10 protein-coding genes and 1 pseudogene are annotated in these 13,120 nt (G+C 70.6%); all 11 read right to left on the minus strand.

The window, feature by feature from the left end; translation table 11 throughout:
- Positions 1 to 90: 90 nt before the first annotated feature.
- Positions 91 to 873 (minus strand): TIGR03936 family radical SAM-associated protein, encoded by a 783-nt coding sequence (locus ACWC97_RS12730; RefSeq protein WP_352275294.1) that lies wholly within the window; start codon positions 871 to 873, stop codon positions 91 to 93.
- A gap of 408 nt (positions 874 to 1,281) precedes the next feature.
- Positions 1,282 to 3,207 carry a TIGR03960 family B12-binding radical SAM protein gene (locus tag ACWC97_RS12735; RefSeq protein ID WP_352275296.1) on the minus strand — a complete coding sequence of 642 codons (1,926 nt, stop codon included), beginning with the start codon at positions 3,205 to 3,207 and terminating at the stop codon, positions 1,282 to 1,284.
- Between the two features lie 51 nt (positions 3,208 to 3,258).
- Positions 3,259 to 4,152: pseudogene (locus ACWC97_RS12740) on the minus strand (CHAD domain-containing protein); the annotation flags it as partial.
- A gap of 79 nt (positions 4,153 to 4,231) precedes the next feature.
- A complete protein-coding gene (rodA, locus tag ACWC97_RS12745) occupies positions 4,232 to 5,422 on the minus strand; it encodes a rod shape-determining protein RodA (RefSeq protein ID WP_352275297.1) in 1,191 nt (396 codons plus the stop codon).
- On the minus strand, positions 5,422 to 7,587 hold the full coding sequence (gene mrdA, locus ACWC97_RS12750) for a penicillin-binding protein 2 (RefSeq protein WP_352275299.1): 2,166 nt from the start codon (positions 7,585 to 7,587) through the stop codon (positions 5,422 to 5,424). The genes rodA and mrdA overlap by 1 nt, the downstream gene beginning before the upstream one ends.
- On the minus strand, positions 7,584 to 8,246 hold the full coding sequence (mreD, locus tag ACWC97_RS12755) for a rod shape-determining protein MreD (protein ID WP_352275300.1): 663 nt from the start codon (positions 8,244 to 8,246) through the stop codon (positions 7,584 to 7,586). The genes mrdA and mreD overlap by 4 nt, the downstream gene beginning before the upstream one ends.
- Positions 8,247 to 8,257: 11 nt before the next feature.
- On the minus strand, positions 8,258 to 9,289 hold the full coding sequence (gene mreC, locus ACWC97_RS12760) for a rod shape-determining protein MreC (protein WP_352275301.1): 1,032 nt from the start codon (positions 9,287 to 9,289) through the stop codon (positions 8,258 to 8,260).
- Between the two features lie 98 nt (positions 9,290 to 9,387).
- Positions 9,388 to 10,407: a rod shape-determining protein gene (locus tag ACWC97_RS12765; RefSeq protein WP_352275303.1), complete on the minus strand. Its 1,020-nt coding sequence runs from the start codon at positions 10,405 to 10,407 to the stop codon at positions 9,388 to 9,390.
- A gap of 289 nt (positions 10,408 to 10,696) precedes the next feature.
- A complete protein-coding gene (gene ndk / locus ACWC97_RS12770; RefSeq protein WP_352275304.1) occupies positions 10,697 to 11,110 on the minus strand; it encodes a nucleoside-diphosphate kinase in 414 nt (137 codons plus the stop codon).
- Positions 11,111 to 11,212: 102 nt separating this feature from the next.
- Positions 11,213 to 11,566 carry a DUF4233 domain-containing protein gene (locus ACWC97_RS12775; RefSeq protein WP_450649085.1) on the minus strand — a complete coding sequence of 118 codons (354 nt, stop codon included), beginning with the start codon at positions 11,564 to 11,566 and terminating at the stop codon, positions 11,213 to 11,215.
- A 3-nt stretch (positions 11,567 to 11,569) separates the two neighbouring features.
- The gene (gene folC, locus ACWC97_RS12780) at positions 11,570 to 13,102 is read right to left on the minus strand and encodes a bifunctional tetrahydrofolate synthase/dihydrofolate synthase (RefSeq protein ID WP_385204201.1); all 1,533 of its coding nucleotides are present in this window, start codon (positions 13,100 to 13,102) and stop codon (positions 11,570 to 11,572) included.
- Positions 13,103 to 13,120: the final 18 nt, after the last annotated feature.

The raw sequence follows: 13,120 nt of genomic DNA on the forward strand, positions 1-13,120 counted from the left end.
GGGCGGACGGCCTGGCGAAAGTCTTATTGGGTCATCGCGCGGCCCGCTCCGGATGGTTCCGGGGCCGAAGGCCGCGCCGCAACGACCGCCTTACGCGGAACCTGCACCTTCCGGCGCCGTCGCGGCGGCGGTCCCGGTGGCCGTGGGTGGAGCGGCCGGGGCTGCCTCGCGGTCGGGCGCGAGCGGGTCGGTCACCGTGCCGGAATCCTCGTCGAGGAGCCCCTGCGCCAGCCTGGTCACCGCTGCGGGGACCGGCGGCGCCAGGTCGGCCACCACGTGAAGACCGGACAGGACGTCGTCGGGTCGCACGGCAGGTGTCACGTGCCGAACAACCAGCCGCAGTATCGCACAGGGCCTGTCCCCCGGCCTATCAGCCGACGGATCGACGACCCGCAGGTCGACGACGGCGGCCCGGGCGTCGAAGGTGCGCATCCCGTTCTTCGCCCGGCGCTGGACCTCCACGGTCTCCGCCCGGTTGAAGGCGTCCACCGCCGCGGCCGCCGCGGCGCTCTCCACGCCCTCCAGCCGCAGCTCCCAGACGGAGGCGGTCAGCCGGTCGGCGAGGCCGGAGGTGTGGGCCTCCACGGCGTCGACGATGTCGAGGCCGTCCGGCAGCGAGTCGTCGAGCAGTGCCCGCAGGACCGCCGGATCGCGGGCCTCGGTGAGGGCGATCTCCAGGAACTCGGCCTCACTGCCCGTGCCGGTCGGGGCCGCGTTGGCGTAGGAGACCTTGGGGTGCGGGGTGAAGCCCGCCGAGTAGGCCATGGGCACCTCGGAGCGGCGCAGGGCCCGCTCGAAGGCGCGCTGGAAGTCACGGTGACTGGTGAACCGGAGGCGGCCGCGCTTGGTGTAACGCAGTCGGATGCGCTGCACCGCGGGTGCGGGCGGCGGGCCTTCGGGCTGTCGCTTGCCCAGTGGTTCTTCTCCTCGATGCGGAGCGGACGCGGTGGCACGCCGCCCTCGAAATGTCAGGTGGCCCGGGGTGTCCGGTCCGGCTCACCCCCGCCGTTCCGGGCGGGGAGATCTCTGGTTCGGGCGCCGCGCTGGGCACAGTCGTTGTACTACCCAGAGTACGCGCAAGGCGCCTCCCCGGTTCCCCGGGCCGCCGCGCCCCTGGTCAGCGGGGTGATGCCCGGCATGCGCGGGGCCCGGTCCGGGTGTCCCCGGCCGGGCCCCGGCACCCGGCGGCGGTCCGGGCGTGGCGGTTCTCCCGGCGGTCACGCGCGGACCCCCGTGCTCCGGCCGGAGTACGGGGGTCCGTCCGCCTCTCGGCGGTCGCTTCTACTTCACGACCGACAACGGCAGCAGCTTCTTGCCGGTCGGGCCGATCTGGATGCTCGTGTCCATCTGCGGGCAGACGCCGCAGTCGAAGCACGGGGTCCAGCGGCAGTCCTCGACCTCGGTCTCGTCGAGCGCGTCCTGCCAGTCCTCCCAGAGCCAGTCCTTGTCCAGGCCGGAGTCCAGGTGGTCCCAGGGCAGGACCTCCTCGTAGCTGCGCTCGCGGGTGGTGTACCAGTCGACGTCCACCCCGTAGCCGGGCAGGGTCTTCTCGGCGGCGGTCATCCAGCGGTCGTAGCTGAAGTGCTCGCGCCAGCCGTCGAAACGGCCGCCGGACTCGTAGACCGCGCGGATGACGGAGCCGACGCGGCGGTCGCCGCGGGAGAGCAGGCCCTCGACGATGCCGGGCTTGCCGTCGTGGTAGCGGAAGCCGATGGAGCGGCCGTACTTCTTGTCGCCGCGGATCTTGTCGCGGAGCTTGGCCAGCCGCTCGTCGGTCTCCTCGGCGCTCAGCTGCGGGGCCCACTGGAAGGGCGTGTGCGGCTTGGGCACGAAGCCGCCGATGGAGACGGTGCAGCGGATGTCGTTCTGGCCGGAGACCTCGCGGCCCTTGGCGATCACGTTGACCGCCATGTCGCCGATCTGGAGGACGTCCTCGTCGGTCTCGGTGGGCAGGCCGCACATGAAGTACAGCTTCACCTGGCGCCAGCCGTTGCCGTACGCGGTGGCCACCGTGCGGATGAGGTCCTCCTCCGAGACCATCTTGTTGATGACCTTGCGCATCCGCTCGGAGCCGCCCTCGGGGGCGAAGGTGAGGCCGGAGCGGCGGCCGTTGCGGGTCAGCTCGTTGGCCAGGTCCACGTTGAACGCGTCGACGCGGGTGGAGGGCAGCGAGAGACCGATCTTGTCCTCGGTGTACCGGTCGGCGAGGCCCTTGGCGATCTCACCGATCTCGGTGTGGTCCGCGGAGGAGAGCGAGAGCAGGCCGACCTCCTCGAAGCCGGTCGCCTTGAGGCCCTTGTCGACCATCTCGCCGATGCCGGTGATGCTTCGCTCCCGCACGGGGCGCGTGATCATGCCGGCCTGGCAGAAACGGCAGCCGCGGGTGCAGCCGCGGAAGATCTCGACGGACATCCGCTCGTGGACGGTCTCGGCGAGCGGGACGAGCGGCTGCTTCGGGTACGGCCACTCGTCGAGGTCCATCACGGTGTGCTTGGAGACCCGCCACGGCACGCCCGAACGGTTGGGCACGACGCGGCCGATGCGGCCGTCGGGGAGGTACTCGACGTCGTAGAAGCCCGGTACGTAGACGCCGCCGGTCTTCGCGAGGCGCAGCAGCACCTCCTCGCGGCCGCCGGGGCGGCCCTCGGCCTTCCAGGCGCGGACGGTCTCGGTGATCTCCAGGACGGCCTGCTCGCCGTCGCCGATGACCGCGCAGTCGATGAACTCGGCGATCGGCTCGGGGTTGAACGCGGCGTGGCCGCCGGCCAGCACGATCGGGTCGTCCAGCGTGCGGTCCGCGGCGTTCAGCGGGATGCCCGCGAGGTCGAGGGCGGTGAGCATGTTGGTGTAGCCGAGCTCGGTGGAGAAGCTCAGCCCGAAGACGTCGAACGCCTTGACCGGGCGGTGGCTGTCCACGGTGAACTGCGGGACGCCGTGCTCGCGCATCAGCGCTTCCAGGTCCGGCCACACGCTGTAGGTGCGCTCGGCGAGGACGCCCTGCCGCTCGTTGAGTACCTCGTAGAGGATCATGACGCCCTGGTTGGGGAGCCCGACCTCGTACGCGTCCGGGTACATCAGGGCCCAGCGGACGTCGCATTCGTCCCAGGGCTTGACGGTGGAGTTCAGCTCACCGCCGACGTACTGGATGGGCTTCTGCACATGCGGGAGCAGAGCTTCGAGCTGTGGGAAGACCGAGTCGACAGACATCGCGCACTTTCGAGAGCGGGCAAGGGGTGACCATCAAGCGTACCCCGATGCTCAGCCTTCCAGCGCCGCCCGCAGCCCGGGCCGCGAGGCCCGCTTCCATACGCGGACGAGTTCCCGCTCCCGGGCCGCGGCGGCGGCCTCCTCCCGTCCGTACAGCAGTCCCCAGGTGAAGGCCGACTCGCCCGCGGCGTGGGCGCGGGCGGCCAGCAGGCGCAGCTCCTCGCGGGCGACCACGCTGTCGTGGTGGTCGCCGAGGAGGCTCTGTACGGCCTTCATCCGCTTGGCGAACCTCTTTGCCGGGCGGCCGAGGGCGGGGCGGGCGGCGTCCGCCGCGTACCGGGCGCGTTTGGCGGCCTTGCGGGCCTCGTGCAGGGCGAGGTCCCGGTCGGGTCCGGGCGGGAGTTCCAGGGCGCGGGTGATCCGGGCGGCGAGGCGGCGGTACTCCCGCAGCACCGCGCGGGGCAGTTCCCGGGCGGGGGCGCGGGCGGCGGCGGGGAGCAGCGGCGGGTCGGCGAGAAGGGCGTCGAGGGCGTCGAGGAGGGCCCGGTAGCGGTCCCCGTCGAGTACGGCGACGGTACGGCGGCGGGAGCCGCCGCGCCGGTCCGCCGACCGGATCCGCAGCCGGGCGCGGACCGGGCCGAGGACCAGGGTGCCGGGCAGTTCGTCGAGGCGGGCGAGGAGCCGGGCGTCGAGCACTTCCTGGTCGCGGTCGGTGCCGAGTTCGGCGGCGAGCCACTTCAGCTCGCGGGCGAGCGGGCCGGTGGCGCCCCGGTCGAGGAGCCTGCGGTGGGACCGCAGGGCGCCGCGCAGGCTGCGGGTGGCGACCCGCATCCGGTGCACGGCGTCGGGCCGGTCGCGGCGGACGGCCGGTCCGAGGGCGGCGATGGCCCCGGCCTGCTCGCGCACGTAGGCGAGGACGTGGTCGCCCGCGGTGACCGGCTCCTCGCCGCCGGCGCACCGCGGCCGTCCGTGCCGCGTCTTCGCCATACCCCGAATCTACGGCGATCCGGTCGTTTCCGGCGGATCAGGCGCTTATCGGGCGCTGCACCTTGATCGACTGGAGCAGCCCGACCGCCACCCAGACGGCGAACATAGAGGAGCCGCCGTACGAGACGAAGGGCAGCGGGAGCCCGGCCACCGGCATGATGCCGAGCGTCATCCCGATGTTCTCGAAGGACTGGAAGGCGAACCAGGCGATGATCCCGGCGGCGACGACCGTGCCGTAGAGCTCGGTGGTCTCGCGGGCGATCCGGCAGGCCCGCCAGAGGACGACCCCGAGCAGGACGATGATCAGCCCGGCGCCGACGAAGCCGAGCTCCTCGCCCGCGACGGTGAAGACGAAGTCGGTCTGCTGTTCGGGGACGAACTGGCCGGTGGTCTGGGTGCCGTGGAAGAGGCCGGTCCCGGTGAGACCGCCGGAGCCGATCGCGATCCGGGCCTGGTTGGTGTTGTAGCCGACACCCGCCGGGTCGAGCGCGGGGTTGGCGAAGGCGGCGAAGCGGGCGATCTGGTACTCGTCGAGCAGGCCGAGCTGCCAGATCGCGACGGCCCCGGCCACGCCCGTGCCGAGGAGTCCGAGGATCCAGCGGTTCGAGGCCCCGGAGGCGAGCAGCGCGCCGAGCACGATGACGACCATGACCATCACCGAGCCGAGGTCGGGCATCCCCATCACGATGATCATCGGGACGGCGGCCAGGCCGAGGGCCTTGGCGACCGTCCGGTGGTCGGGGTGGAGCTGGTCGCCCGCGTCGACGCGCTCGGCAAGGAGCATCGCCATGATCAGGATGATGGTGATCTTGGTGAACTCGGACGGCTGGAGCGAGAAGCCGCCGCCGATGATGATCCACGCGTGGGCGCCGTTGACGGTGGCGCCGAGCGGGGTGAGCACCGCCAGCACCAGGAGCACCGAGACGCCGTACAGGATCGGGACGGCGCCGCGCAGGGTGCGGTGGCCGAGCCAGATCGTGCCGATCATCAGGGCGAGGCCGATGCCGGTGTTGAGGGCGTGCCGGAAGAGGAAGTAGTACGGGTCGCCGTGGGTGAGCGAATCGCGCCCCCGGGTCGCCGAGTAGACCAGCAGCGAGCCGATGAAGGAGAGCGCGAGGGCGGACCCGAGCATCGGCCAGTCGAGCCTGCGGACCACCGAGTCGCGGGCGACGAGCCTGGCCCAGGTGGTGCGCTCGGGCGCGTACCGCTGTACGGAGAAGCCGGCCATCAGTCGCGCCTCCCCACGATCGCGGCGAGCGTCTGGCTCTCCGGGGTCTGCTGCGAGCTCGGGTCGTAGGGCTTGATCGACGGGGAGTCGATCGAACCGTCCGACTGGATCTTCGGCAGGGACTTCTGCGGGGCGGGCAGCAGCGCCTTCTTCAGGTCCTGGTTGCCGGACTTGTCGAGCCCGTAGATCGCGTCGTAGATGTTGCGCACGGCGGGCCCGGAGGCGCCGGAGCCCGTACCGCCCTGGGAGATCGTCATGACGATCGAGTAGTCCTTGGTGTACGTGGCGAACCAGGAGGTCGTCTGCTTGCCGTAGACCTCGGCCGTACCCGTCTTGGCGTGCATCGGGATCTTGTCCTGCGGCCAGCCGCCGAACCGCCAGGCGGCCGAACCGACGGTCGCGACGCCCGCGAGTGCCTTGTCTATGTCGTTGCGGGTCTTGCGGGTGAAGGGCAGCTTGCCGTGCGACGTCGGCCTGATCTTCTGGATCTCCTTGCCGTCACCGCTGACGATCGCCTTGCCCACGGTCGGGTCGTAGAGCGTGCCGCCGTTGGAGATGGCGGCGTAGATGGTGGCCATCTGGATCGGGGTGACGAGCGTGTCGCCCTGGCCGATCGAGTAGTTGACGGAGTCACCGGCGCGCATCTTGTCGCCCTCGAGGCAGTTCTCGTAGGCGATCCGCTCGACGTACGTGCCGTCCTTCTTGCCCTGCTTGCACCAGGCGTCCTTGTTGGCGTCGAAGAACTTCTGCTTCCACTCGCGGTCGGGGACGCGGCCGCTGACCTCGTTGGGGAGGTCGATGCCGGTCTCCTTGCCGAGGCCGAACTGGTGGGCGGTCTTGAAGAACCAGTCCTTGGGGTGCTTCTTCGGGTTCATGCCGCCGTCCTTCAGCCACTCCTTGTGCGCGAGGCCGTAGTAGACGGTGTCGCAGGAGACCTCCAGGGCGCGGCCGATGGTGATGTCTCCGTATCCCTGGGACTCGTAGTTGGTGAAGGTCTGGCCGCCGATGCTGTACGCGCTGGGGCAGGGGTAGTGGCCGTCGAAGGGGTACCCGGCGTTGACCGCGGCGGTCGAGGAGATGACCTTGAAGATCGAGCCGGGGGCGGCCTGGCCCTGGATGGCCCGGTTCAGCAGCGGGAAGTTGGAGTTCTTACCGGTGAGCTTGGCGTAGTCCTTGGCGGAGATGCCGCCGACCCAGGCGTTGGGGTCGTAGTTGGGCAGCGAGGCCATCGCGACGACCCGGCCGGTCTTCGCCTCCATGACGACGACGGCGCCGGAGTCGGCCTTGTAGTTCTCGCCGGTGTTCTTGTCGAAGGCCTTGCGGGCCTCCTTCATCGCCCCGTCCAGCTCGTACTCGGCGACGGCCTGGACCCGGGCGTCGATGGAGGTGACGACGGAGGCGCCGGGCTCCGCCTTGTCGTTCTTGGCCTGGCCGATGACCCGGCCGAGGTTGTCGACCTCGTAGCGGGTGACCCCGGCCTTGCCGCGCAGCTCCTTGTCGTACGTGCGCTCCAGGCCGGAGCGGCCGACCTGGTCGGAGCGGAGGTACGGCGAGTCGGTGTCCTGCGCCTTGGTGATCTCCTCGTCGGTGACCGGCGAGAGGTAGCCGAGGACCTGCGCGGTGTTGGCCTTGCCGGGGGCCGGGTAGCGGCGTACGGCGGTGGGTTCGGCGGTGATCCCGGGGAAGTCCTCGGCGCGCTCGCGGATCGTCAGGGCCTGCTGGGTGGTGGCCTCGTCGGTGACCGGGATCGGCTGGTAGGGCGAGCCGTTCCAGCAGGGCTGCGGCGTCTTCGCGTCGCAGAGCCGGACCTTGTCGAGGACGTCCTTCGGCTTCATGTCGAGGACCCCGGCGAGCCGGGTCAGCACGCTCTTGCCGTCGTCCTTCATCTTCAGCAGCTCGGTACGGCTGGCGGAGACCACCAGCCGGGTCTCGTTGTCGGCGAGCGGCACCCCGCGCGCGTCGAGGATCGAGCCGCGGACGGCGGGCTGGACGACCTGCTGGACGTGGTTGTTCTTCGCCTCGTCGCTGTACTCCTGGCCGTTGCGGATCTGGAGGTACCAGAGCCGCCCGCCGAGGGTGAGCAGCAGGGAGAGGACCAGGATCTGGATGACGACGAGGCGGATCTGGACCCGCGGGGTCCGGCCGGTCTCGGGAATGTTGGTCACAGGCGCTTGACCCCCTTGATGCGTCCGGCGCGGGCCGCGCGGTTACGGGCGGCCTTGACGCGCAGTCCGCCGCGCTGGCTGCCGATCCTCAGACCGGTGCCGGTGGCGAGCCAGCCGGCCGCCACGTCCCCGCCGCCACCGGTGTCGACGAGCGGGTCGCCCACCGTGCGTCGGGCGGCGGCCATGACGAGCGGGACGACGAAGGGCGCGAGCAGCAGGTCGTAGAGGGCCGCGGTGAACAGCAGGCTGCCGAGGCCCACGTGGCGGGCCGCGGTGTCCCCGACGAGCGCGCCGACCATCGCGTACAGCAGGGTCGAGCCGATCGCCGCGGCGACCACGCCGGTCATCGGGACCAGTGCCGACTTCAGCTGCCCGGTCTCGGGCTTGACCAGCCCGGCGAGGTAGCCGATGACGCAGAGGACCAGCGCGTACCGCCCGGCCGCGTGGTCGGCGGGCGGAGCAAGGTCCGCCAGGAGCCCCGCGCCGAAGCCGATGAGGGCGCCGCTGACGTGCCCGTAGACGAAGGCGAGACCGAGCACGACGAGCAGCAGCAGGTCGGGGACGGCGCCGGGGAGCTGGAGGCGGGCGAGGACGGAGACCTGGACGACCAGGGCGACGACGACCAGGACGGTGGAGAGCAGAATCCGGTTCAGGCGCATGGGAATCAGCTCTACCTCTGCTCGTCGACCGCGTTCGAAGTGCCGTTCGGATCCGGGCTCCTGCCGGCGTCCGGGCTCTCGTGGATGTTCCCGACGACGTTCCCCCCGGTGTCGACGATGTCGCCGTTGGGCGAGATCGTGACCGTGACGGTCGGCGTCGGCTTCGGCTTGGCGGGCTTGGCCGGCTGCTTGGGCAGCACCATGTCCCGGGGGTCCTCGCGCGGCGCCTGGACCACGACGCCGACGATGTCGAGCTTGGTGAACCCGACGTACGGACGGACGTAGACCGTACGGGTCAGACCGCCGCCGGACGGGTCGACGCGGACGACCTCGCCGACCGGGACCCCGGGCACGAACGGCTTGTCCTTGCTGGAGCCGAAGGTGACCAGCCGGTCGCCCTTCTTCACCTTGGCCTTGCCGTTGAGGAACTGGACGGACAGCGGCTGGGACCCCTGGCCCGTGGCGAAGCCCAGCTCGTCGGTCTTCTCCATCCGGGTGCCGACGGTGAAGTCGGGGTCGTTGGCGAGGAGCACCGTGGCGGTGTCCGGGCCGACGGTGGTGACCCGGCCCACCAGACCGTCACCGTTGATGACGGTCATGTCGCGCTTGACGCCGTCCTTGGAGCCCGCGTCGATGGTGATCGTCCAGGAGAAGCCCTGGGCCGCTCCTATGGCGATGACCTCGGCACCCTTGATGCCGTACTGCCCGGTGGCCGACTTCTTCAGCATCCGGTCCAGCTCGCGGACCCGGCTGCGGTTGCGGTCGTCGCTGCCCAGTTCCGTGCGGAGCTTGGCGTTCTCCTGCTCCAGCTGGGCGATCCGGGTGTGCCGCGCCCCCGATTCGCGTACCGCCCCTATGGCGTTGCCCACCGGGTCGACGGCGGCCGCGACGCCGTTCTCCACCGGCCCGAAGGCCGCCGCGGCGGCCTTCCGGGCGCCGTCCACCGGCGACTCCTCGCCTCCGCGGATGTCCACCGTGATCAAAGCGAACGCGATGGCGATCAGCAGCACCAGGAGCAGCCGGCTCTCTCGTGTGTCCCTCACGTGCGGCGGCCGTGCCTTCCTCGTCGGAATATTCGTGCCTGTATGTCAACGACCGGCCGTACGGAACAGTGGCGCTCCGTACGGCCGACCGGGGTTGTTCACCTGCGGGGCTGGGCGTCCAGCACCTGCTGGAGCGCCTCGAACTCCTCGACGCACTTGCCGGAGCCGAGGGCCACCGAGTCCAGCGGGTCCTCCGCGATGTGGATCGGCATGCCGGTCTCGCGGCGCAGCCGCTCGTCGAGCCCGCGCAGCAGCGCGCCGCCGCCGGTGAGGACGATGCCGCGGTCCATGATGTCGCCGGAGAGCTCCGGCGGGCACTTGTCGAGCGTGGTCTTCACCGCGTCGACGATCGCGTTGACCGGCTCCTCGATGGCCTTGCGGACCTCGGCGGCGGAGATGACCACGGTCTTGGGCAGCCCGGAGACCAGGTCTCGGCCGCGGATCTCGGTGTGCTCGTCCTTGTCCATGTCGTACGCCGAACCGATGGTGATCTTGATCTGCTCGGAGGTGCGCTCGCCGAGGAGGAGCGAGTACTCCTTCTTGACGTGCTGGATGATCGCGTTGTCCAGCTCGTCACCGGCGACCCGGATCGACTGGGCAGTGACGATTCCGCCCAGCGAGATGACCGCGACCTCGGTGGTGCCGCCGCCGATGTCGACGACCATGTTGCCGGTGGCCTCGTGGACCGGCAGCCCGGAGCCGATGGCGGCGGCCATGGGCTCCTCGATGATGTGCACCTGGCGGGCACCGGCCTGGGTCGACGCCTCGATGACGGCGCGTCGCTCGACCCCGGTGATGCCGGAGGGCACGCAGACCACGACCCGCGGACGGGCCAGGTAGCGGCGCTTGTGGATCTTCAGGATGAAGTAGCGGAGCATCCGCTCGGTGATCTCGAAGTCGGCGATCACGCCGTCCTTCAGGGGCCGTACGGCGACGATGTTGCCGGGCGTACGGCCGATCATCTTCTTGGCCTCGGAGCCGACCGCCAGGATGCCGCCGGTGTTGGTGTTGATGGCCACGACGGACGGCTCGTTCAGAACGATGCCGCGCCCCCTGACGTACACCAGCGTGTTGGCAGTCCCGAGGTCGATAGCCATGTCACGACCGATGAACGACATTGAGTTCCCCTTGTTCCTCATTGAGGATGCGTCGGGCCTTCAGAGAAAGCATGGTGGCTTGTTCTGGATGGCGGGCTGAGCGCGGCGGGCGTGGAGGATTCCATCGTAGTGGCGTACCGACGGACACCGCGCGAGGGTGCTTCGCCTTCGCGAGTGGAACGGAAGACCGTTCCCCTCATGGTGACGTTACGTCGGAGGGATGCGTTCCCGCGATCCAGGACCCTATACCGAAGGGCGACCGAATTAATTCGGTCGCCCCAGGGTTGAGCGCTGTTCGGCTGATCCGCGATCAGGCGAGGCCCGGGAAGAACAGCTTCAGCTCGCGCTCCGCGGACTCCTCGGAGTCCGAGGCGTGGATGAGGTTCTCCCGGGTGATGGTGCCGAAGTCACCCCGGATGGAGCCGGGCGCGGCGGCGATCGGGTCGGTGGGGCCGGCCAGCGTACGGACGCCCTCGATGATCCGCTCGCCCTCGGCGACCAGCGCCACGATCGGGCCGGACTGCATGAACTCCACCAGCGGCTCGTAGAACGGGCGGCCGACGTGCTCGGCGTAGTGCTGCTCCAGCGTGGCACGGTCGAGGGTGCGCAGCTCCAGCGCGGTGATCCGCCAGCCGGCCTTGCGCTCGATCCGCCCGACGATCTCGCCGACCAGTCCGCGCCGGACAGCGTCGGGCTTGAGGAGAACGAGGGTGCGCTGGGTCATGGTGTGCGGCTCCTTGCAGGCATGCGGGTGCGGTGGATCGAGGCTACAGGGGTACGGAGCCGGGCCCGCGGCCGGGTTTGGCCGCGGGACGCGCTCCGTCGGTCAGGCCGCGGCCTCGGCCGCTTCCTGTGCCGCCGCCCAGCGGGCCTTCGCCTCGTCGATCTTCCGACCGTAGTAGACCGAGGCCCACCACAGCCCGGCGAAGACCACCCCGAGGATGAACATCGTCGGAACGAAGAATCCGCCGAGCACCAGGGCGATCTGGAGCACCCAGCCGAGCTGGACACCACCGGGACGAGTGATCATCCCGCAGAGCAGCACGGAGAGCACCATGCCGATGCCGCAGACCGTCCAGACCGTGCCATTGCTCAGATCGTCGGACTTCATCGCGACGAGACCGGCGAAACCGATCACGAAGAATTCACCGATGAGCGTGGATGCACAGAGCGTACGCATGGGTCAGCGCCTTCCCAGAAGCAGCCGGGCCTCGCCGACCGTGATCACGGAACCGGTCACCAGCACACCGGCCCCCGCGTATTCGTCCTCCTCCTCGGCGAGGGTGATCGCCGCCTCCAGCGCGTCGTCCAGCCGCGGCTCCACCTGCACCCGGTCCTCGCCGAAGACCTCCACGGCGATGGCGGCCAGCGCGTCCGCGTCCATCGCGCGGGGGGTGGAGTTCTGGGTGACGACGACCTCGGCGAAGATCGGCTCGAAGGCTTCGAGGAGGCCCCTGACGTCCTTGTCGGCGCTGGTGCCGACGACGCCGATCAGCCGGGAGAAGCCGAACGCCTCGGAGATCCCCTCGGCGGTGGCGCGGGCGCCCCCGGGGTTGTGCGCGGCGTCCAGGACGACGGTGGGGCTGGAGCGGACGACCTCCAGGCGGCCCGGGGAGACCACCGAGGCGAACGCCTGACGGACCGTGTCGGCGTCGAGCGAGCCGGGACGCTCCGCCCCGACCCCGAAGAACGCCTCCACCGCGGCGAGCGCCACCGCGGCGTTGTGCGCCTGGTGGGCCCCGTAGAGCGGGAGGAAGATCTCGGTGTACTCGTTGCCCTCGCCGCCCAGGCCGCGCAGCGTCAGCAGCTGCCCGCCGACCGCGACCTCCCGGGAGACGACGCCGAACTCCATGCCCTCGCGGGCGACCGTGGCGTCGACCTCGACGGCCTTCTTGAGCATCACCTGCGCGGCGTCCACCGGCTGCTGCGCCAGGATGACCGTGGCGCCCTGCTTGATGATCCCGGACTTCTCCGCGGCGATCTCGGCGGGCGTGGAGCCCAGCCGGTCGGTGTGGTCCAGCGAGATGGGGGTGACGACGGCGACCGAGCCGTCGATCACGTTCGTCGCGTCCCAGCTGCCGCCCATGCCGACCTCGACGACGGCGACGTCGACCGGGGCGTCGGCGAAGGCCGCGTAGGCCATCCCGGTCAGCACCTCGAAGAAGGAGAGCCGGTACGGCTGCTGGCTGTCGACCATCTCCACGTACGGCTTGATGTCCTGGTACGTCTCGACGAACCGCTCGGGGGCGATCGGGGCGCCGTCCAGGCTGATCCGCTCGGTGATCGACTGGACGTGCGGCGAGGTGTAGCGGCCGGTGCGCAGGTCGAAGGCGCCGAACAGCGCCTCGATCATGCGGGCCGTGCTCGTCTTGCCGTTGGTCCCGGTGATGTGGATCGAGGGGTAGGCGCGCTGCGGCTCGCCGAGTACGTCCATCAGCGCGGCGATGCGGGTGACGGACGGCTCCAGCTTGGTCTCGCCCCAGCGGCCGGCGAGCTCCTGCTCCACCTCGCGCAGCGCCTTGTCCACCTCGGGGTCGGCGGGGCGGGCCGGAAGCTCCGCACCCTGGGGCGGGCCGGAGCGGGTGCGCAGCGTACGGCTCCCGGCCTCGATCACCGCCAGGTCGGGGTCGCGCTGGGTCTCTTCGTCGACGATCTCCGCGAAGGCGTCGTCGGAGTCGGAGTTGTCGGGCCGGTCGGAAGGGCGGGGCTCACTCACACGAGCCAGTCTACGGAT

The organism is Streptomyces sp. NPDC001108, from assembly GCF_053598535.1.